The sequence below is a fragment of the Micromonospora sp. NPDC049230 genome, assembly GCF_040647875.1.
GTDB lineage: Bacteria > Actinomycetota > Actinomycetes > Mycobacteriales > Micromonosporaceae > Micromonospora.
Genome location: NZ_JBEZCZ010000006.1, coordinates 160,586 through 180,664, shown reverse-complemented (window position 1 = coordinate 180,664; position 20,079 = coordinate 160,586). Strand labels below are relative to the sequence as shown.

Below are 20,079 nucleotides of genomic sequence, written 5' to 3'. Positions count from 1 at the left end.
TCCAGCCACCCCAAAGCTGGGCGGCGAAGCCGCTCAGCGCTTCGCGAGCGCGTTGCGGGTCTCGTTGAGGCGACGCAGGATGGTGCCGTCGTACAGGTCGGAGCCGACCCGAACACTCACGCCACCCAGGACGTGCGGGGCGACCGTCTGCTTGACGGAGACCTCTCGACCGTATATCGCGGCGAGGCTCGCACCCAGCCGGCGTTCGTCCTCGTCACTCAACGGGGCCGCGACTGTCACGTACGCCACCTGCCGGTCGCTTCGCTCGGCGGCGAGCTCCACCAGCCGGGTCAACGCGCCGGTGAAGGAGCGCCCGCCGAACCCGCCGAGCGCCACCTCGACGAGGCGGACGGTGACCGGACGGGCCTTGTCGGCGAGCAGCTCGCGGGCCAGCGTGGCCCGCTGCTCGACCGGGGCGACCGGGTCGGCCAGCGTGTTGCCCAACGCCGACTGACCGGCCACGACCTGACCGAAGCGGAACAGCTCGTCCTCGACCTCACCCAGTTCGCCGGCTTTGTCGGCGCTGGCGAGCAGCGCCTCCACGCCGAGGCGCTCGACGCCGTCGAGCAGCTCCGACGGTGCCGACCACCGGCCGGCGACAAGCGACACGAGCAGGTCGAGCGCGTCCGCGCCGATCCGCCCGCCCAGCATGTCGCCGAGCAGGGCGCCACGGTCCTCGCCGGACCGGGACGGCTCGGAGAGCGCCCGGCGCAGCCGCGGCTCACGCCGCAGCAGGGTCGCCACGGAGAGGATGGCATCGGCGGTGGAGGTCACCGCCGACGGCTCCGCGCCGCGGACGTACGCGTCGAGGCGCTCGGCCGCGACCTTGTACGACTCCCGGCTGGCGGCCTGCATCAGCGGGCCCCCGTGCTCTCGAGGCCGCTCAGGAACCGGTCGACGGTGCCCTTACGCCGCGCCTCGTCGGCCAGCGACTCACCAACGATCTTGCTGGCCAGGTCCACCGCGATCGTGCCGACCTCCGCGCGCAGCTCGCGCACGATGGTGGCCCGCTCGGCGGCGAGCGCGTCCTTGCCCGCCTGGATGACCCGGTCGGACTCTTCCCGCGCCTTCGCGAGGATGTCCTGTCGGATCCCCTCGGCGTCGGCCCGCGCGTCGTCACGGATCTTGGCGGCGTCGGTCCGGGCCTCAGCGAGCTGGGCACGGTACTGCTCGAGCAGCTGGTTCGCCTCGGCCTGGGCGGCCTCGGCTCGCTTGATGCCGCCCTCGATCGCGTCGACCCGAGCCTGGAACGTCTGCTCCATGCGGGGGAAGACGAACTTGATCAGCACGAAGCAGAGCACGGCGAAGGCGACAATGCCGACCACGATCTCCTCGGGAATCGGGATGATCGGGTTGTGGTCTGACTCACCACCCTCAGCGGCGAGGAAGTACATAGGTGACCTCCCGGTCGACGAGCGGGATTAGAGCTCTCCCTGCCAGATGAAGCCGAAGGCGATGCCGAACAGCGCGAGCGCCTCGATGACGGCGAAGCCGATCCAGACGTACGGCAGGGTCATCCGGGACGACTCGGGCTGCCGGGCGGTCGACTGGATGTAGGCGGCGAACACCAGACCAACGCCGATGCCCGGGCCGATGGCCGCGAGGCCGTAGCCGATGGCGGCGGTGCTGCCAACGACACCTTCTGCGGCGGCGACGTAATCCATTAGTGGTTCCTCCTGGTTATCACGCGTGTCTCTCACGCGGGACGACAACGGATGGTGCGGTGGATCAGTGCTCTTCGGCGATCGCGCCCTGGATGTAGCTGGCGCTCAGCACCGTGAAGACGTAGGCCTGTAGGACGATGACCAGCGCTTCGAGAAGGGTCAGCGCCACGGTCATCACCCAGGAGACCACCGAGACCGGCGCCAGCAAGGCGTTGGAGCTGAGCATCGCGAAGCCGCCGAGCGTGAAGACCAGCAGGAGCATGTGGCCGGCGAACATGTTCGCGAAGAGACGGACGGCCAGTGAGAACGGCCGGATGATGAAGGTCGAGAACGCCTCGATCGGGATCAGCAGCGGCAGGATGTACCAGGGTGCCGGCGGGATCAGGGCGTGCTTGAAGTATTTGGCGAAGCCGTGGTGCCGGATGCCGATGTAGTTGAACAGCACGTAGCTGATCACCGCGAGGATCGCCGGGAAGGCGATGTGCGAGTTCGGCGAGATCTGGAAGAACGGGATGATCGCGAACGCGTTCGTCACCAGCACGAAGCAGAACAGCGTCGTGAAGTAGGGCGCGAACCGCACACCCTGGTGACCGATCATGTCGACCGAGATGTTGTTGCGCACGAAGCCGTAGATCGACTCGGCGAACCACTGCTTCTTGGTCGGCACCAGCTTCGGGTTCCGGTAGGTCGCCAGGAAGAAGATGATCAGAACGCCGACCGCGATCCAGACCATCAACGTGAACTTGGTGAACCAGTAGGAGTCGTGCGCACCCCAGGGCAGGATGCTGGGCAGGTAGAAGTCCTCCTTGCTAGGTGGGAATTCTGCCTGGCCCGCTGCCAGGACGTTCGCCTGTCCGAACACCGCGTCCCTTCCTAAGTAGGCGTGCCGAGTCGGCGGATGACCAGGATGACTCCCCCGGCCATGCCGAGCACGAAGCCGATCCCGGTGGCGACGCCACCGGTGTCGAGCCACTGGTCGACCAGCCAGCCGATGAAACCCCACACGAGCATGCCTCCGACGAGGTAGCTGAGTGCGGTCCAGCCCTGACCGGCACCGGACGGATAGTCGTCCGGTTGACCGGGGGGACGGGGGGTTTGGTCATCAGCCATGACGGGGCGAACGATATCAGCCGGGAAGACGAGGCTGTGCCTCACCCCCCGCACAACCATCGTTGTGTGGGCTTCTCGTGGGCGCCGTCGTCTGTGGGCACGCTACTCCCCTTCCGCCCGTCGGAAAATGACCGGAGGCCGACACATTGCGGCGCGTCCGCTGGTTGGGACGACCGCCGGGTCAGCCGCGCGGCCGGCGAGCGTGCACCGTGGTCAGCCACCAGAGGTGCACCGCAGTCCACACTGCCACCCCGGCGACGATGCCGAGGCAAAGAGGGATCAAACCGGGCCACCCGGTCGACGCCACCGCCACCAGCACCGCACCCAGCAGGCTGAACTTCAACACGTACAGGCCCAGGCCGAGCGGCAGCAGCAACTGCGGGTTGACCTCGTCGGCCCGGGCCAACACCACTGTGGTGAGCGTGTAGCTGAGCACCGTGACGCCCACGCCGGCCGCCGCGCCGAGCGCGGCCGTCACACCACCGGTCACCCCGCCCACCACCGCGGCGAGCACTGCCAACGCCGCCGACGCGCCCAACAGGACCGGCAGGTGCCGCAGCCGCCACCGCCGGTCGGTGTCCGGCGCGACCACCCCGGGCTCAGCCACGGGGGTACGCCGGAAACGCCGCGACCAGCTCGGCCACCTCGGCACCGATCCGGGTCAACTCGTCGGCACCGCCCGCAGCGGCGGGATCGGTGCGCACCGCACTGGCGATCAGCGTCGCCACCTGCCGCAGCTCCCCCTCCCGCATGCCCTGGGTGGTCACGCTCGGGGTGCCCACCCGCAGGCCGGAGGCCACCATCGGCGGCTGTGGGTCGTACGGGATGGCGTTCTTGTTCAGGGTGATCGACGCGGCGTCGCAGCGTCGCTCGGCCTCCGCGCCGGTCACCCCCACCTCCCGCAGGTCGATCAGGGCGAGGTGGGTGTCGGTGCCACCGGACACCGGCCGCATCCCCTCGTCGGCCAACCCGGCCGCGAGCGCCTGGGCGTTGCTGACCACCTGCCGGGCGTACGTCTGGAACTCGGGCTGGGCGGCCTCGCGCAGCGCGACCGCCTTGGCCGCGACGGCGTGCATCAGCGGGCCGCCCTGGGTGAACGGGAAGACCGCCTTGTCGATCCGCTGGGCCAGCGACTCACGGCAGAGGATCATGCCGCCGCGCGGGCCGCGCAGCACCTTGTGGGTGGTCGCGCAGACGACGTCCGCGTACGGCACCGGGGACGGGATCGCCCGGCCGGCGACGAGGCCGATGAAGTGCGCCGCGTCCACCATCAGGTACGCCCCGACCTCGTCGGCGATCTCCCGGAACCGGGCGAAGTCGATCAGGCGGGGGTACGCGGTCGCGCCACAGATGATCAGCTTGGGTCGGTGCGTCCGCGCCAGATCGCGTACCTCGTCGTAGTCGATCAGCTCGGTGTCCGGGCGGACCGGGTAACCGACCGGGTGGAACCACTTGCCGGAGAAGTTCACCCGGCTGCCGTGGGTCAGGTGCCCACCGTGCGGCAGGTCCATCGCCAGCACCGTGTCCCCCGGCTGCACCAGCGCGGCGTACGCGGCCAGGTTGGCGCTCGCCCCGGAGTGCGGCTGGAGGTTGGCGTGCTCGGCCCCGAAGAGCTCCTTGGCCCGGGCGATGCCGATCTCCTCGGCCCGGTCCACCTCGGCGCAGCCGCCGTAGTAGCGCCGGCCCGGATAGCCCTCGGCGTACTTGTTGGTGAGCGTCGAACCGAGCGCGGCAAGCACCGCCGGCGAGGTCAGATTTTCGCTGGCGATGAGCTGCAGGCCACCCCGCAACCGGTCCAGCTCGCCGAGGACCACCCCGGCGATCTCCGGGTCGGTGGCCCTGAGCTGGGCGAAATCCGGCCCCCAGAAGGTGCTCGTCTCGGTCTCCACAGCGAACGAGTCTAGGGGGCCGCACACTGGGACCTGTGAGATGCCTGGTCACCGGAGCCACCGGATACATCGGCGGGCGGTTGACGCCACTGCTGCTCGCCGAGGGTCACACAGTGCGGTGCCTGGCCCGCAAGGTGGTCCGGCTGCGCGATGTGCCCTGGGCCTCGGCGGCCGAGATCGTCGAGGGGGACCTGAGTCGGCCGGACACGTTGCCCGCCGCCTTCGCCGACGTGGACGTCGCGTACTTCCTTGTGCACTCACTCGGCCGACCCGACTTCGAGGCGGCCGACCGGACGGCGGCGACGAACTTCGCGGCGGCGGCCCGCGCGGCCGGCGTACGCCGGATCGTCTACCTGGGCGGTCCGCTCCCGGCGACCGACGCGGTCCCCTCGCCGCACCTGCGTTCCCGGGCCGAGGTGGGACGGATCCTGCTGGACAGCGGGGTGCCCACGGCGGTGCTCCGGGCCGCGGTGATCATCGGCTCCGGTTCGGCGTCGTTCGAGATGCTGCGGTACCTGACCGAGCGACTGCCCGCGATGATCACACCGCGTTGGGTGCGCAACCGGATCCAGCCGATCGCCGTCCGGGACGTGCTGAGCTACCTGGTCGGCTGCACCGAGCTACCGCCGGAGGTCAACCGGGGCTTCGACATCGGCGGGCCGGACGTGCTCACCTTCCGCGAGATGATGCAGCGCTACGCCCGGGTGGCCGGGCTGCGCCGGCGGATCATCGTGCCGGTCCGGGCGCTCACCCCGGCACTCTCCTCGCACTGGATCGGCCTGATCACCCCGGTGCCGAACGCCATCGCCCGCCCCCTGGTGGAGAGCCTGATCCAGGAGGCGGTCGCCCACGAACACGACATCGTCCGGTACGTTCCCGACCCGCCCGGCGGGCTGACCGGCTTCGACGACGCGGTGGCGCTGGCGCTGGCCAAGGTCCGGGACGCCCAGGTGGAGACCCGCTGGTCGACAGCGAGCGGCCCGGACGCGCCGGCCGAGCCACTGCCCAGCGATCCGGGCTGGTCCGGCGGCACCGCCTACACCGACGTCCGGGAAAGAACCGTGGACGCGCCGGCCGCCGCGCTCTGGCGGGTCGTCGAGGGGGTCGGCGGCGAACACGGCTGGTACTCGTTCCCGCTCGCCTGGTCGGTGCGCGGCTGGCTGGACCGCCTGGTCGGCGGCGTCGGACTGCGTCGGGGCCGACGGGACCCGCACCGCCTCCAGGTCGGTGAGGCGCTGGACTTCTGGCGGGTCGAGGAGATCGTCCCCGGCGAGCTGCTGCGCCTGCGCGCCGAGATGCGGCTGCCCGGCCGGGCCTGGCTGGAGATGCGCGTGCTGCCCGCCGACGACGGTCGCAGCCGCTACCAGCAACGCGCGGTCTTCCTGCCCCGCGGCCTGGCCGGCCACGCCTACTGGAAATCGGTGGCCCCGTTCCACACCGTGGTCTTCGGCGGGATGGCCCGCAACATCGCCCGCAACGCCGAACAAACTCCCTGATCGGCTCAGTGGGGATCGTCCAAGGGCGTCGGTTGTGCCTGCCTGCCGCCGCCGCCCCGGCCTCCTGCGTACCTCGCGCGGCGCGTCCTCGCGCGGCGAAGGGGCACGGCAGACCACCCCCACCCTGACCCCCTTTGCTCTGCACCCCGATGTGCACCGATCACGGACCGTAGCCGTCGCATCCGCGGGTGCAGAGCAAAGGGTGGCAGGGTGAGGGTTGATCCCTGTCGCCTCTTACGTGCGGTTCGCTGTCGAGTCAGTTGCCGGTGCGGGCTTCGGTTACCTGGTAGGCCGTGCGTTCGCTGGGGGGCACGAAGTCGCGGATCGGTTGGTCGCGCAGGGCGGTGGCGAGCACCTCGCCGACGGCGTCCACCATTCGGGCCTGCACGGCCTGACCGACGGCGTCCCGGGGGTCGTCCGGGTTCGCCGCCATCGAAGCGACCGCGAGCTGCGGTGTGAACGCCACGACCGTCTCCGTCTCGTACCGTTCCGAGCTGCCGGTCTTGCCCGCCACCGGTCGACCGAGCCGCGCCCGCAGACCGGGTGCGGTGGCACCGTCGCAGCGCCCGTACATCGACTGGTCGCCGACGGGGCAGCGGGCCGCGTCGGTGGCCGCCCGCGCCACGTCGGCGTCGAGCACCTGTCGGCAGTCCGGCTTGGCGGCGTCGACCGGCCGACCGCCCGAGTCGGTGATCGACACCACCGGCAGCGGCGCGCACCGGATCCCCTCGGCCGCCACCGTGGCGTACGCGGTGGCCAGGTCCAACGGCGTGGTCGCGGCAACGCCCAACGTGAACGGGCCCCAGTCCTTCGCTCCGTAGCGGGCCAGGCGGGCGTCGGCGTCGGCCCGGAGCACGATGCCGAGCCGCTCGGCCATCTCCACCACCCGGTCGGCGCCGACCTTCTCGGTGAGCCAGGCGAAGTACGTGTTCACCGACCGACCGAACGCGCTCCACATGGTGCGGGGGCCGTCCATCGCCGACGGGCTGGCGTTCGCCGGACACCAGTGGCCGTCACAGCTCGCCTCCCCCGTCACCGGGAAGCGGGTGAGCAACTGGGTGGGCGCCACGAAGTCGGTCGACAGCGGCAGACCCGCCTCCAGCGCGGCCAGCATGGTGAAGAGCTTGAACGTCGAACCGCCCTGGTACCCCTCGATCGCACCACCACCGGCGATCAGCTGGTTGACCGTGTTGGGGCGGTTCTTCTGCCCGACCGGGTTGTCCCGCACGCTGTAGGCGCGGTTCACCGACATCGCCAGCACCCGCCCGGTGCCCGGTTGCACCACAGCGGTCGGCACCGTCTCGGCATCGGTCGGCTGATAGATCTTCAGCACCTGCTCGGTGGTGGCCCGCTGCACCCCGGGGTCCAGCGACGACACGATGGAGAAGCCGCCCCGGCGCAGCGCCCGCTGCCGCTCGTCGGCCGTCGACCCGAACGCGGACTGGCTGCTCCACCAGCGGGTGAACCAGTCGCAGAAGAACCCCCAGTCGTTGTGCTTCTCGGGCACCGCCGTGCAGTCGTTCGGGGTCTCGCTGGGCCGTAGTTGCAGTGGCTCGGCCCGCGCCGCCGCCGCCGCGTCCGCCGGCACCTGCCCCGACTCCACAAGTCGCTCCAACACGTACGACCGCCGCGCCAGCGCGCTGTCGGCGTCGCCGTTGATCGGGTCGTCGCTGTCCGGTGAGCGGACCAGACCGGCCAGCAGTGCCGCCTGGGCCAGGGTCAGCTCGGCCGGAGACCGGGAGAAGTAGCGCTTGCTGGCCGCCGCGATGCCGTACGCCCCGGCGCCGAAGTAGGCGATGTTGAGGTAGCGGGTGAGGATCTCCTCCTTGTCGAGTTCGCGTTCCAACGCGAGCGCGTACCGCATCTCCTGGAGTTTGCGGGCGGTGGTGACCTCGGTGGCCGCCGTGCGCTGCGCCTCGGTCAACCGGGGGTCGCTGCTGAGCACGTTGCGGACGTACTGCATGGTCAGCGTGGAGGCGCCCTGCCGGGTCTGGCCGTCGCGTCGGTTGACGGTGAACGCGCGTACCACGCCCCGCAGGTCCACGCCGCTGTGCTTGTAGAACCGGACGTCCTCGGCGGCCACGATCGCCTGGCGCATCACCGGGGCCACCTCGTGCAGCGGCACGTCCACCCGATCCTCCTGGTAGAAGGAGGTGATCAGGGTGGTGCCGTCGTTGGCGTAGAGGTTGGAGCGCTGGGCGGTGGGCGGCGTGCGGAGCGTGTTCGGCAGCTCCGAGTACGGCGTGGACAGGGCACTGAAGCCGATCCCGAACACCAGCGCCGCCGGCAGGGCGGCCGCGGCCAGCACCAACCCGGCGAGTACGCCGGCGATCACCACGGTCAGCAGTTTGTCGAGATGGGCCCGGATCATCAGCTCTCCCCGCAGGAGCCGGTCACGCTAGGACCCGTTCAGAATGACCCGCAACACCCCTTTCGCCCCGGGTTTTCCCCAAACCCGGAGGAAACTCGCACCGCGCTCAGGGCAGCAGTGCGCCGGCCAGCGGGTGGACCGTCTCCTCGATCTCGTCGGCGACCCGGCTGAAGCACTGGTCACCACGACCCCACGGGTCGTCCAGATCGTCCGTCGGCAGCGTCGAGGCGCCCACCCGGGCGTCGTGAGCCGCGGCCACCAGGGCCACGCCCCGGGCGTACACCGCCTCCGGGGTCGCGTCGTCGCCCGGCGGCAACGCGGCGGCGTCCACCGCGGCCAGCAGCCGACCGAACTCGCCCAGGACGAACGTGCGGGCCGCCGCGTCCGGGCGCAGCGCCACCACGTACTCCTGCTGGTCGGCGGTGGCGGTCAGGACCAGGTCGGCGGCGTCGATGTGGTCCGAGCGCAGCTTGCGCGCGGCGAACCCCTCCACGTCCCCACCACGGCCGGTGACCTGCCGGGCCGCCGGCGGGTTCATCTCCTCACCCGCGTGCCAACCACCAGTGCCGGCGCTGTGGCTGTGCACCAGCCCGTCGGCCTGGGCCGGGTCCTGCGCGCGCCGCGTCAACCGCTCCCGCACCGCGAGGGCGAGCAGCCGCTCCGCCATCGGGGAGCGGCAGATGTTGCCCATGCAGACGTGCAGGACCGTGAACGGGGGCACTCAGACCCCCCGGACGTCGACGAGGTCCGGCACCACGTCGCGCAGCTTCTCCAACGGGATCGCCCCGGCCCGCAGCAGTTGCGGCACCTCACCGGTCAGATCCACGATCGTGCTGGGCACCGGGTCGGGGCACGGCCCGGCCTCCAGGTAGGCCCGCACCGAGTAGCTGAGCTGGTCCCGTGCCTCCTCGGCGGTCACCGCGGCGGGCTGGCCGGTCTTGTTGGCCGACGAGACCGCCATCGGGCCCGTCTCGCGCAGCACCTCCAGGGCCACCGGGTGCAGCGGCATCCGCACCGCCACAGTGCCCGTCTTGTCGCCCAGATCCCACTGGAGGCTCGGCGAGTGCTCGACCACGATCGTCAGCGCACCCGGCCAGAACGCCTCCACCAGGTCCCGGGCGGCGGTGGGCAGCGAGAAGACCAACCCGTCCAGGGTGTGCCGCGAGCCGATCAGCACCGGCGGCGGCATCTGTCGACCCCGGCCCTTGGCATCCAGCAGGGCCTTGACCGCGTACGGGGTGAACGCGTCCGCGCCGATCCCGTAGACGGTGTCGGTGGGGAGGACGACAAGCTCGCCGTTCTTGACCGCCTCGATCGCCGCGGCGATGCCGCGGTCCCGATCGGCGGGCGACCGGCAGTCGTAGAGCATCACGGGGAGTCAGTCTGCCACGCCGCCCCGGCCGGGGCGTGCTGGCCGTCCGCCCGTCGGGACGCGGTGGCGTAACGGGGCCGTCCGGTGAGGTCCAGATGTTCCGCGACGGCGGTGAATCCGCCGTCCTCGGCCAGCAGGCCGGGGACCGCCGCGCCGTGGGTGTCGTCGTGCTCGACCCCGAAGACGCCGCCCGCGCGCAGCAGCACCGCCGCCCGACCGACGACCGGACGGATCACCGTCAGGCCGTCCGCGCCGCCGAAGACCGCCTCGGCGGGGTCGTGCCCGGCCACCTCCGGCGGGACCACCACGTCGTCGGGCACGTACGGCGGGTTGCAGAGCAGCACGTCCACCGAGCCCACCAGCGCCGCCAGCAGGTCCGGCGCTGTCACGTCGGCCTCGACCACCTCGATCGGCCGGTCCCCCGCCCCGACCCGCTCCGCCGCGTTGCGCCGCAGCCAGGCCAGCGCCCGCGGGGACCGCTCCACAGCGATCACCCGCGCCCCCGGCACCTCCTGGGCCACCGCCAGCGCGATCGCGCCCGAGCCGCTACAGAGGTCGACCACCACCGGATCGACCCGCCCCCGGGCCTGCTCGATGCCCCAGCCGGCCAGCAACTCGGTCTCCGGCCGGGGCACGAAGACACCCGGGCCGACCGACAGTTCGAGGTGCCGGAACCCGGCCCGGCCGGTCAGGTGCTGCAACGGCTCGCGCGCGGCACGCCGACGGGTCAGGCCGTCGAGCCGCGCCACCTGCTCGCGGCTGAGGTCGTCGGCGAGCGCCAGCCGACCACGGGGCACCCCCAGCACGTACGCAGTCAGCACCTCGGCCTCCACCCGGGCCGAGCCGACCCCGGCGGCGGCGAGCGCGCGGGCCGCTCGGGCCACCGCGGCCGACGGGCGGACGGGGCCTGTCCCTTCGGGGGGGTGTTGCGGCAGAGTGGTCACGCGATAATCATGATGCGTCGCGGGCGGCGCGACCAACGGGTGCGCGGACGGCGCACACGACAGGAGGTTGGCGGGTGGGCTGGCTCGACCGGGTCGATGACCAGGTTGATGCCCTCACGCGCGCCCGGGCGTTGCAGGAGGCCAGCCGCTCCGCGGAGTCGTACGTGCTGCTGGAGCGTGTGATCCGCACCACGACCGACCCGGCGGCACGGGCGGACGCGATGGTGCAGCGCCTCTCCGCGCTGATCAATCTCGGTCGGACGGCGGAGTTCACCAGGGCCATCGAGGAGGCGTCGGCGGCCGTCCGCGATCTCGCCGAGCCGTACCTGCACGGGCACCTCAACGCACTGGCCGCCCTCGCCGCACACCACCAGGGCGCACTGGACCGCTGCGTCACCCACCTCGTCCGAGCCGCCCGGGCGCTGGGCGCCGTCGAGGACCCGGACCGGGACACCGCCTGGGGCTGGCACGACCTGGCGATGGCGTACAGCTACCTCAGCTTCCACGGGTACGCCCTCGGGGCCATCGAGCGGGCCCGGCAGCTCGGGCTCACCGCCGGGATCCCCGAGGAGACGTTCGCCGCGCCGGGCATCCGGCTGCGCAACGCCGTGGCACTTGACCACAACGGCGACAGCGACGGCTGCCTGCGGGTGCTCCGGGACGTGGCCGCCGACCTGGCCCGCTTCGTACGCTCCGGGCGGGCCGGCCGGCTACGCCCGAGCAGCCTCGCCGCGTACGGCTACGCGGCGGCCCGGCAGGCAGCGCTCGGCGACCAACTGGAACCCGACCGGAAGACCGAACCGGCCCGCCTGATCAGCCACGGTGGGGACAGCGCCCGCGCCCGCGACATGCGCCAGCTCGGGCAGGTGTGCCTCGCCGTCGCCGACGGGCGGCCGATCGAGGCGGTCACCCGACTGGACACCATCCACGTGTCCAACGAGACGCTCGGTGCGGCCGAGCCGGCCCGTCTGCGCAGCATCGCGCTGGCCCGTGCCGGGGACCACCCGGCGGCGCACCGGGCCGACCGGCTGGCGTTCCGGCTCGCCGCCCAGCGCAACGACCGGCTGCGGGACGTCTACATCGACGGCATCGCCGCCCGGATCGACCACGAGGAGATGCGCCGCGAGGCGGCACGGTTCGAGGGCGAGGCGTTGACCGACCCGCTCACCGGGCTGCCCAACCGGCGCCGGCTGGAGCGCTACATCACCGCCGTGGTCAGGCGGGGCGAACGGGTGGTGATCGGTGTCTGCGATCTGGACGGCTTCAAGGCGGTCAACACCCGCCACGGGCACCACTCCGGTGACCTGGTGCTGCAACGCATCTCCGGGGTGATCAACCGGGTGATGCGCCGGGGTGACTTCGTGGCCCGTTACGGCGGTGACGAGTTCGTGGTGGTCCTGCCGGACACCGGCATGGCGGAGGCCGCCGAGGTGGCCCGCCGGATCGAGGCCGCCGTCCGACTCGAAGACTGGGAGTCGCTGGTGCCGGGGACCCCGGTCGGGGTGAGCATCGGCTTCGCGGAGGTCTCCGGCGGCGGGCTGCGGGACGCGCTCAGCGTCGCCTTCGAACAGGCCGACCGGGAGATGCTCCGCGCCAAGTCCCGCCCCCGCGCGAGCTGATCGCCCGCGCGCCCGCGGCGGCGCGTCCGGCCGGATGGCCGCCGGGTGCGCTCAGCGGCGGGTCAGTTCGGTGTCGCCGGCCAGGCGGGCCGCGCGGTCGGCCTCGGCGAGCGCGTCCAGCACCCCGTCCAGGTCGCCGGCGAGCGCCAGATCCAGGTTGTACGCCGTGTAGCCGATGCGGTGGTCGCTGATCCGGTTCTGCGGGAAGTTGTAGGTGCGGATCCGCTCCGAACGGTCCACGGTGCGCACCTGCGCCTTGCGGGCGTCCGAGGCGGCGGCGTCGGCCTGCTCCTGGGCGGCGGCGAGCAGCCGGGCCCGCAGGATCCGCATCGCCTGCTCCCGGTTCTGCAACTGGGACTTCTCGTTCTGGCAGGAGACGACGATGCCGGTCGGCAGGTGGGTGATCCGCACCGCCGAGTCCGTCGTGTTCACCGACTGGCCACCCGGGCCGGACGACCGGAACACGTCGATCCGCAGGTCGTTGGCGTCGATGGTGACATCGACGTCCTCGGCCTCGGGCAGCACCAGCACCCCGGCGGCGCTGGTGTGGATGCGGCCCTGCGACTCGGTGACCGGGACCCGCTGCACCCGGTGCACGCCGCCCTCCCACTTGAGCCGCGACCAGACGCCGTTGCCACCCTCCGGCACACCCTTGGTCTTGATCGACAGCGAGACGTCCTTGACCCCGCCGAGGTCGGAGTCCTGCGCGTCGATCACCTCGGTGACCCAGCCGTGCCGCTCGGCGTAGCGGGTGTACATCCGCAGCAGGTCGGCGGCGAAGAGCGCCGACTCCTCACCACCCTCACCGGCCTTGATCTCGACGATCACGTCCTTGGCGTCGTGCGGGTCGCGCGGGATGAGCAGCTCGGCGAGGCGCTCCTCCAGCGTCGGCAGGGACGCCGCTATCGCCTCGGTCTCGGCCGCGAAGGACGGGTCCTCGGCGGCCAGCTCACGGGCCGCGGCCAGGTCGGCGCGGGCCTGTTCCAGCTCACCGGCGGCCTTGTGCAGCGGCACCAGCTCCGCGTAGCGGCGGCCCACCCGGCGCGCGGTGGCCTGGTCGGCGTGGATGGCCGGATCGGCCAACCGCTTCTCCAGCTCCGCGTACTCGTCGAGGAGGCCGGCCAGACGCTCGCTGCTCATGCTGCGGATGCTCCTTCGACGGTGTGACGCCGGCATGGTCGGCCCGAAGGCCGACCGCCGGGTGCGTAACGGGGCACAACGCGGACGGCGCCCGCGTCCGGTGGGAAACCGGACGCGGGCGCCGAACGAGGAGTTACTTGGCCTTCTTGGCCTGAACCTTGGCGTACTTCTGCTGGAACTTCGCGACCCGGCCGGCGGTGTCGAGAACGCGCTGCTTACCGGTGTAGAACGGGTGGCAGGCGCTGCAGGTCTCGACGTGGATCGCCCCGCCCTTGGCGGTGCTGCGGGTCGTGAACGTGTTGCCACAGGAGCAGCTGACCTCGGTGGTCACGTACTCCGGGTGGATGTTTGCCTTCATCTCGCCTCGGTCCTCTCGTTGGTGGTCGCCGGGTCGCCGTCATCACTCGTCGCGCCGTACACGACGGGCTCGGGCGTGAACCGGAACCGGTGGCCGATTGACCAGTGTGCCATGGGCCTGAGCCGACCCGGTAATCGGGCCGCACACCTCGTCCGGCATCGTCAACACGTGCTCCCCCCTCCGCATTCCCGCCGCCCGGCGGGGCATTCGCCCACCCGGCGGGCCGCCGCCACGTGCCCCACCGGGGGTACGCGCCAGAGCGCCGGTTTCGGACGTGTCGACTCGACCGGCACGTCCGGATCGCGCACCGAGCCGAAGGGGCGTCGATGACCCGACTGATCGCCACCCGAGGACTGCCCGCCTCGGGCAAGACGACCTTCGCCCGTACGCTCCAACCGTCCGTCCTCCGGGTCGACCGGGACGACCTGCGCCGGATGTTGCACGGCGAGCGGCTCTTCACCCAGTGGGCCGAGGCGCAGGTGACAGCCGTCCAGCGGGCCCAGGTCGAGGCCCTGCTGCGGGCCCGGGCGGACGTCTGCGTGGACGACACCAACCTGCGCGCGCGGACGCTGCGGGGCTGGGCCGACCTGGCCGCCCAGCACGGTGCGACCTTCGAGGTGCACGACTTCACCGACGTGCCGCTGGACGAGTGCCTGCGGCGTGACGCCGCACGCCCGCCCGCCGAGCAGGTCGGTGCGGACGCGATCCGCCGGCTGCACGAGCGGTACCTGGAGGGGCGGACGCTGCCGTTGCCGGTGCCGCAGGCCCGCACCGGAGGCCCCGCCGCCGTGCACGCGCCGTCGAGCGAGCCACCGGAGATCGTCCTGGTGGACATCGACGGCACCGTCGCGCTGGCCGTCTCCCGCAGCCCGTACGACATGACCCGGGTGGGCGAGGACCAGCCGAACACGGCGGTGATCGCGGCGGTCCGGGCGATGCACGCCGCCGGCTACGGAGTCGTCTTCTGCTCCGGACGGGACACCTCCGCCCGCCCGGCCACCGAGGCGTGGCTGGCCCGGCACGTGCGGATCCCGTACCTCGGCCTGCACCTGCGTGCCGTCGGCGACTCCCGGAAGGACTGGATCGTGAAGCGGGAGATCTACGACCGGGAGATCCGGGACCGGTTCCGGGTCGTCGGTGTCTTCGACGACCGGGTCCAGGTGGTCCAGATGTGGCGAGCCCTCGGCCTCACCGTCTTCCAGGTGGCCGACGGCGACTTCTGAGGGCGGCCCTCTCGGGCACGACGAAGGGGCACGGCCGGACGGCCGTGCCCCTTCGTCGTCGGTCACCCGGGACCTGTTACTCCCCCGGCGTCGACTTCGCGATCTGCATCAGGAACTCGATGTTGGTGCGGGACTGCTTGAGCCGGTCCAGCAGGAGATCCATCGCCGCCTGCGAGTCCAGCGAGTGCAGCACCTTCCGGAGCTTGTGGATGATGGCCAGCTCTTCGGGTGCGAGCAGGACCTCCTCCTTACGCGTACCGGACGGGTTGATGTCGATGGCCGGGAAGGTCCGCTTGTCGGCGATCTTCCGGTCCAGCTTCAGCTCCGCGTTGCCGGTGCCCTTGAACTCCTCGAAGATGACAGTGTCCGCCATGGACCCGGTCTCCACGAGCGCGGTGGCGATGATGGTCAGCGACCCGCCGTTCTCGATGTTGCGGGCCGCGCCGAGGAAGCGCTTCGGCGGGTAGAGCGCCGTGGAGTCGATACCACCCGACATGATCCGGCCGCTGGCCGGCGCCGCCAGGTTGTACGACCGACCGAGCCGGGTCACCGAGTCGAGCAGCACGACAACGTCGTGGCCAAGCTCGACCAGGCGCTTGGCCCGCTCGATGGCCAGCTCGGCCACTGTGGTGTGGTCCTGCGGCGGACGGTCGAACGTGGCCGCGATGACCTCGCCCTTGATCGACCGCTGCATGTCGGTGACCTCTTCGGGCCGCTCGTCCACGAGCACCACCATGAGGTGGCACTCCGGGTTGTTGCGGGTGATCGCGTTCGCGATCGCCTGCAACACCATCGTCTTACCCGCCTTCGGCGGCGACTGGATGAGTGCCCGCTGGCCCTTGCCGATCGGCATGACCAGGTCGATGACCCGGGTGGTCAGGATGTGCGGCTCGGTCTCCAGGCGCAGGCGCTCCTGCGGGTAGAGCGGAGTGAGCTTGTAGAACTCCGGCCGGCGCCGCGCCTCCTCCGGCTCCATCCCGTTGATGGTGTCCAGCCGCATCAGCGGGTTGTACTTGTCGCGCCGCTGGTCGCCGCTGTTGCCGCCCTCGCGGGCCGCCCGCACCGCACCGGTGATCGCGTCACCGCGGCGCAGGCCGTACTTCTTGATCTGGGACATCGAGACGTACACGTCGTTCGGGCCGGCCAGGTAGCCGGTGGTCCGGACGAATGCGTAGTTGTCGAGCACGTCGATGATGCCGGCCACGGGGACGAGCACGTCGTCCTCGCTGACCTGCGGCTCACGGCCGCCGGTGTCGGTGCCGGTCTCGGTGCGCTCGCCGCGTCCGCGGCGACGGTCCCGGAAGCGGCTGCGCCGGCCACGCCGGCCGCCACCCTCCTCGTCGTCGCCGTCGCTGTCCCGCTCGACACGCTGACCACGGTCGTTGCGGTCGGCGCGGTCGTTGCGCTCCGGACGGTCGTTGCGCTCGGCACGCTCGCCCCGGTCGGAACGCTCGGCGCGGTCGTTGCGCTCGCCCCGCTCGGCGCGGTCGCCCCGGTCGTTGCGCTCGCCCCGGTCAGCACGCTCGCCCCGGTCGGCACGCTCGCCCCGGTCGTTGCGCTCGCCCCGCTCGGCGCGCTCGCCCCGGTCGGCACGCTCGCCCCGCTCAGCACGCTCGCCCCGCTCGTTGCGCTCGCCCCGGTCGGCACGCTCGCCGCGATCGGCACGCTCGGCGCGCTCCGGACGCTCGGCCCGGTCCCGGCGATTCTCGCCGCGGTCGGTCCGCTCGCCGGCGCCAGCCTCTTCGGTACGCGCCTCTTCGGTGCGTGCCTCGGTCGGACGGGTCTCAGCGGGACGCGTCTCGGTCTGACGGGTCTCCGCCGCCGCGGTCCGGCTCCGCCGGGTGCGGGTGCGGCCCTCGGTCTCGGCGGCCGGCTCGGCGGGCGCCGGTTCGGCGCTACGCCCTTCGGCTGCCGGCCGATCGGCGGTCTCCCGCACCTCGGCACGCACCCCCTCGCGGGTCGGGGCGGCCGCGGCCGCGACCTCGGCCCGCGGTCGAGGGGTCCCGGCGGCGTTGCCGCCCTGCCGCTCGGAGATCGCGGCGATCAGCTCGCCCTTGCGCATGCGAGCCGTGCCGGAGATGCCGAGCGACGCAGCCAGGCTCTGCAGCTCTGGCAGCAGCATCGCCGACAGACCGGTGCCGCTACGCCGCCGACGGGCGGGAGCGGCGGCGGTGGCATCGCCAGCGACGTTGGAAACATCCGACGTCACGTCGGTGGTGTCGCTCAATGGATTCCTTCCCTCGATAAAGGCCGGGACTGCCCGGAGTCGGAACTCAGGTGGCCGGGCGGCCTCGGTGCACCCGCCTCGCAAGGACGCGTCGCGGGAGTCTGTGACACAGCAGCCGGTCGGTATCCCGACTCACCAACGTCGGTGAGCAGGTCTCGCCGTCTGCGGCGACCTGTGGAATCTGCGGTGCGGCGTGGGCCTTTGGCAGGGGTGTGACGGGCTGACCGCCGAGAGCTTCGGGGGTGCGCCGCCTCGCAGGAGATCGCGTGCTTCGCGGCTGTGCTAGGTCTAGAGCGTAATCAACTCTTCCGACCTGCGGCAACAGGGTCCCGCTCGGCGTGTCCCAGTCTACCCCGAGCAACCCGCGCACCGCTGACGTCTATCGGTAACTGCCAAATCTGCCAGTCTGTTCCCACCGGGAAGCCCGCCGGAGGCTCGCCGAACGCCAGCACGGTGGGCCCCGCACCACTGACCACAGCCGCCACATCCGCCGCACGCAACGCTCTGACCAGGGCCAATGTGCCTGGCATCCCGGGTGCGCGGTAGTCCTGGTGGAGCCGGTCGACGGTCGCCGGCAGCAGCAGGGTCGGGTCGGCGGTGAGCGCGTGCACCAGCAGCGCCGCCCGGCCCGCGGTCAACGCGGCGTCCTGATGCGGCACGGCGGCCGGCAACGCGGCCCGCGCGGCGGCGGTCAGCCCGCGCTCCGCCGGGACGAAAACGGTGGGCCGGACCCCGTCCGCGACCGGCAGGGACACCGCCCGCGCGCCCCCCGGCTCGGACCAGGCCACAGTGAAACCGCCGAGCAGGCACGGTGCGACGTTGTCGGGATGGCCCTCGATCTCGGCGGCCAGCCGGAGCGCGGCCGGGTCGTCCAGCCGGTGCTCCCCGTCGGTGACCAGGGCGCGGGCCAGCAGCACCCCGGCGACGATCGCGGCGGACGAGGAGCCCAGACCGCGCGCCTGGGGGATCCGGTTGACGCACTCCACGCTCAGGCCCTCGGGGTGGGCGCCGAGCACGTCGAACGCGGCCCGCATGGCCCGCACCACCAGGTGCTGGTCGTCGGCCGGCAGCTCACCGGCACCCTGCCCGGTCACCGTCACCCGGACCCCGCCCGACGCGACCTCGGCGGCCACGTCGTCGTAGAGCCCGAGGGCGAGACCCAACGCGTCGAAGCCCGGGCCCAGGTTGGCGCTGGTCGCGGGGACCCGGACACGGACCGGCCCGGCGGTGAAGTTCGTCGGCACGCGCTCATGCTAGGGCGTGTGTCCTCGGTCGAGTCGAGGCGGAGTCCAGGCGGCGGTCCGGTGGTCGTCGTCCGGGCCCGCCGCAGGCTGGCCGGGGGCTTTTGACACACCCCCCGGGGCTCGGCACCGACGATCCGGTCGGCTGCCCGCAGCCGGGGATCGACAGCCTCAGTTGGCCGGAGTCGGCACCGGCTCCGCAGCCGGATCGCTGAGCGTGAGCCGGCGGGTGGCGATCCGCCAGCCGACCGCGTACACGAGGGTGATCAGCCCGCAGCCGGCGAGCACCACCCGTTCGTCCACCACGTCCACCACCAGGGCCACCGCCAGCTGACTCACCGAGATCGCCAACGTCGCGAGCATCATGTCGGTGGCGAAGACCCGCCCCCGCAACCGGTCCGGAACCTCGCCCTGGAGGGCGAAGTTCGACATCACCCAGTTGCTGCCGCCGGCGAAGTGCGCCACGAAGACCAACAGCAGCACCAGCGGAAACCAACGCGCCACCGACGCGCCCAGATAGGACAGCCCGTAGAGCGACATCGACAGCGCGAGCCCCGGCAGCAGCCACGCCCGCCTGGTGAGCACCCGACGCATCAGGATCGGCCCCACCAACGCCCCGGCGCCGCGCACCGCGAAGAGCAGGCCGGCGCCGAGCGAGCCGACGCCGTACACGCCGGCCAGCAAGGGGAACACGGTCAGCACGCCGTTGCCCAGGCCCACCGCCGACTTCACGGTGACCAGCGCGAGCACCCGGGGGCGGTGACCGATGTAGCCGAGCGCCTCGCGAACCGCGGCCCAGGTCCGCTGGGGCGGCTGGTCGGTGTCCCGTGGTGCCTGCAACGGCCGGCGGATCCGGGTGGCGAGGGCCGCGGCCAGCACCAGGCCCGCCGCCGCCACCCAGAAGCAGGCGTACGGACCGGCAGCGGTGCTGAGGACGCCGCCGAGCGAGGCACCGACCACTGTCATGGTGCCCCAGGCGGAACCGGCCACCGCGTTACCAGCGGCCAGCTCGTGCGGCTCCAGCACGTTGGGCAGCGCGGCCTGGGCGGCCGGCGAGTAGAACGCCTTCGCCACCGCGACCACCCCGATCGCGACAAGGGCCAGCCACGCCGTTCCGGCGCTGCGCACGCCGAGCAGGAGCAACACCCCCACCAGGGTGGCCAGGTTGGCGCCGATCATGATCTTCCGGCGGTCGACGCGGTCGGCGATGGTGCCGGTGTACGGCAGCAGCAGCGCCACGATGCCGGTGTCCACCGCCAACACCAGCGCGCCCCAGACCCCGCTGCCGGTCAGCTGCGGCAGCAGCACCAGAAGCGGCACCATGACGAACCAGTCGGCGCCGAAGACCACCAGTTCGGCCAGGAAGAGGTTGCGGAAACTCCGATTGCCGGTCAGGACCGAGAGGGTGGACGCCACGGAGCGGGA

The 20,079-nt window shown here is 72.1% G+C and carries 19 protein-coding genes; 3 read left to right on the top strand and 16 right to left on the bottom strand.

Annotated elements, in window-relative coordinates:
- Positions 1–33: 33 nt before the first annotated feature.
- The 7 genes from AB0A95_RS07990 to glyA form a co-directional block, all read right to left on the bottom strand.
- Entirely contained in the window at positions 34–855 is an 822-nt protein-coding gene (locus AB0A95_RS07990) for a F0F1 ATP synthase subunit delta (protein ID WP_357554873.1), read from the bottom strand.
- The gene (locus AB0A95_RS07985; RefSeq protein ID WP_357246368.1) at positions 855–1,394 is read right to left on the bottom strand and encodes a F0F1 ATP synthase subunit B; all 540 of its coding nucleotides are present in this window, start codon (positions 1,392–1,394) and stop codon (positions 855–857) included. The genes AB0A95_RS07990 and AB0A95_RS07985 overlap by 1 nt, the downstream gene beginning before the upstream one ends.
- A 27-nt stretch (positions 1,395–1,421) precedes the next feature.
- Positions 1,422–1,664 carry an ATP synthase F0 subunit C gene (locus tag AB0A95_RS07980; protein WP_357246371.1) on the bottom strand — a complete coding sequence of 81 codons (243 nt, stop codon included), beginning with the start codon at positions 1,662–1,664 and terminating at the stop codon, positions 1,422–1,424.
- A gap of 64 nt (positions 1,665–1,728) precedes the next feature.
- Positions 1,729–2,526, bottom strand: a complete 798-nt coding sequence (atpB, locus tag AB0A95_RS07975) for a F0F1 ATP synthase subunit A (RefSeq protein ID WP_357554872.1) — start codon at positions 2,524–2,526, stop codon at positions 1,729–1,731.
- Positions 2,527–2,537: 11 nt separating this feature from the next.
- Positions 2,538–2,774 (bottom strand): AtpZ/AtpI family protein, encoded by a 237-nt coding sequence (locus AB0A95_RS07970; protein WP_039908965.1) that lies wholly within the window; start codon positions 2,772–2,774, stop codon positions 2,538–2,540.
- Between the two features lie 181 nt (positions 2,775–2,955).
- Positions 2,956–3,381 carry a hypothetical protein gene (locus AB0A95_RS07965; RefSeq protein ID WP_357554871.1) on the bottom strand — a complete coding sequence of 142 codons (426 nt, stop codon included), beginning with the start codon at positions 3,379–3,381 and terminating at the stop codon, positions 2,956–2,958.
- Positions 3,374–4,663 carry a serine hydroxymethyltransferase gene (gene glyA, locus AB0A95_RS07960; protein ID WP_357554870.1) on the bottom strand — a complete coding sequence of 430 codons (1,290 nt, stop codon included), beginning with the start codon at positions 4,661–4,663 and terminating at the stop codon, positions 3,374–3,376. The genes AB0A95_RS07965 and glyA overlap by 8 nt, the downstream gene beginning before the upstream one ends.
- Before the next feature lie 35 nt (positions 4,664–4,698).
- Here glyA and AB0A95_RS07955 point away from each other — a divergent pair, with 35 nt between their 5' ends.
- A complete protein-coding gene (locus AB0A95_RS07955; RefSeq protein WP_357554869.1) occupies positions 4,699–6,159 on the top strand; it encodes an SDR family oxidoreductase in 1,461 nt (486 codons plus the stop codon).
- A gap of 256 nt (positions 6,160–6,415) precedes the next feature.
- Here AB0A95_RS07955 and AB0A95_RS07950 read toward each other — a convergent pair whose 3' ends face one another.
- The 4 genes from AB0A95_RS07950 to prmC form a co-directional block, all read right to left on the bottom strand.
- The gene (locus AB0A95_RS07950; RefSeq protein ID WP_357554868.1) at positions 6,416–8,530 is read right to left on the bottom strand and encodes a transglycosylase domain-containing protein; all 2,115 of its coding nucleotides are present in this window, start codon (positions 8,528–8,530) and stop codon (positions 6,416–6,418) included.
- Positions 8,531–8,636: 106 nt separating this feature from the next.
- Entirely contained in the window at positions 8,637–9,251 is a 615-nt protein-coding gene (locus AB0A95_RS07945) for a phosphotyrosine protein phosphatase (protein WP_357554867.1), read from the bottom strand.
- Positions 9,252–9,899 carry an L-threonylcarbamoyladenylate synthase gene (locus AB0A95_RS07940; RefSeq protein ID WP_357554961.1) on the bottom strand — a complete coding sequence of 216 codons (648 nt, stop codon included), beginning with the start codon at positions 9,897–9,899 and terminating at the stop codon, positions 9,252–9,254. It lies immediately after the preceding gene.
- On the bottom strand, positions 9,899–10,846 hold the full coding sequence (gene prmC, locus AB0A95_RS07935) for a peptide chain release factor N(5)-glutamine methyltransferase (RefSeq protein ID WP_357554866.1): 948 nt from the start codon (positions 10,844–10,846) through the stop codon (positions 9,899–9,901). The genes AB0A95_RS07940 and prmC overlap by 1 nt, the downstream gene beginning before the upstream one ends.
- Positions 10,847–10,920: 74 nt before the next feature.
- On the opposite strand from prmC, the gene AB0A95_RS07930 reads away from it, so the two are divergent.
- Complete coding sequence (locus tag AB0A95_RS07930) at positions 10,921–12,465, top strand: GGDEF domain-containing protein (protein WP_357554865.1); 1,545 nt, start codon at positions 10,921–10,923, stop codon at positions 12,463–12,465.
- 51 nt (positions 12,466–12,516) lie between these two features.
- Here the strand turns inward: AB0A95_RS07930 and prfA are convergent, their stop codons facing one another.
- Positions 12,517–13,605, bottom strand: a complete 1,089-nt coding sequence (prfA, locus tag AB0A95_RS07925) for a peptide chain release factor 1 (protein ID WP_357554864.1) — start codon at positions 13,603–13,605, stop codon at positions 12,517–12,519.
- A gap of 133 nt (positions 13,606–13,738) precedes the next feature.
- On the bottom strand, positions 13,739–13,963 hold the full coding sequence (rpmE, locus tag AB0A95_RS07920; protein WP_007464546.1) for a 50S ribosomal protein L31: 225 nt from the start codon (positions 13,961–13,963) through the stop codon (positions 13,739–13,741).
- A gap of 326 nt (positions 13,964–14,289) precedes the next feature.
- Between rpmE and AB0A95_RS07915 the strand changes: the two genes are divergently transcribed.
- Positions 14,290–15,186, top strand: a complete 897-nt coding sequence (locus AB0A95_RS07915; protein WP_357554863.1) for an AAA family ATPase — start codon at positions 14,290–14,292, stop codon at positions 15,184–15,186.
- 76 nt (positions 15,187–15,262) lie between these two features.
- Here the strand turns inward: AB0A95_RS07915 and rho are convergent, their stop codons facing one another.
- From rho to AB0A95_RS07900, 3 genes are all read right to left on the bottom strand, one after another.
- Positions 15,263–17,413 (bottom strand): transcription termination factor Rho, encoded by a 2,151-nt coding sequence (rho, locus tag AB0A95_RS07910; protein ID WP_357554862.1) that lies wholly within the window; start codon positions 17,411–17,413, stop codon positions 15,263–15,265.
- Between the two features lie 299 nt (positions 17,414–17,712).
- Positions 17,713–18,657, bottom strand: a complete 945-nt coding sequence (gene thrB, locus AB0A95_RS07905; protein ID WP_357554861.1) for a homoserine kinase — start codon at positions 18,655–18,657, stop codon at positions 17,713–17,715.
- Positions 18,658–18,825: 168 nt separating this feature from the next.
- Positions 18,826–20,070: an MFS transporter gene (locus AB0A95_RS07900; protein ID WP_357554860.1), complete on the bottom strand. Its 1,245-nt coding sequence runs from the start codon at positions 20,068–20,070 to the stop codon at positions 18,826–18,828.
- Positions 20,071–20,079: the final 9 nt, after the last annotated feature.

Coding starts and splice junctions, on each gene's coding strand:
- AB0A95_RS07990 (WP_357554873.1), bottom strand. CDS start 855: ATGCAGGCCGCCAGCCGGGAGTCGTACAAGGTCGCGGCCGAGCGCCTC.
- AB0A95_RS07985 (WP_357246368.1), bottom strand. CDS start 1,394: ATGTACTTCCTCGCCGCTGAGGGTGGTGAGTCAGACCACAACCCGATC.
- AB0A95_RS07980 (WP_357246371.1), bottom strand. CDS start 1,664: ATGGATTACGTCGCCGCCGCAGAAGGTGTCGTTGGCAGCACCGCCGCC.
- AB0A95_RS07970 (WP_039908965.1), bottom strand. CDS start 2,774: ATGGCTGATGACCAAACCCCCCGTCCCCCCGGTCAACCGGACGACTAT.
- AB0A95_RS07950 (WP_357554868.1), bottom strand. CDS start 8,530: ATGATCCGGGCCCATCTCGACAAACTGCTGACCGTGGTGATCGCCGGC.
- AB0A95_RS07940 (WP_357554961.1), bottom strand. CDS start 9,899: ATGCTCTACGACTGCCGGTCGCCCGCCGATCGGGACCGCGGCATCGCC.
- prfA (WP_357554864.1), bottom strand. CDS start 13,605: ATGAGCAGCGAGCGTCTGGCCGGCCTCCTCGACGAGTACGCGGAGCTG.
- rpmE (WP_007464546.1), bottom strand. CDS start 13,963: ATGAAGGCAAACATCCACCCGGAGTACGTGACCACCGAGGTCAGCTGC.
- AB0A95_RS07915 (WP_357554863.1), top strand. CDS start 14,290: ATGACCCGACTGATCGCCACCCGAGGACTGCCCGCCTCGGGCAAGACG.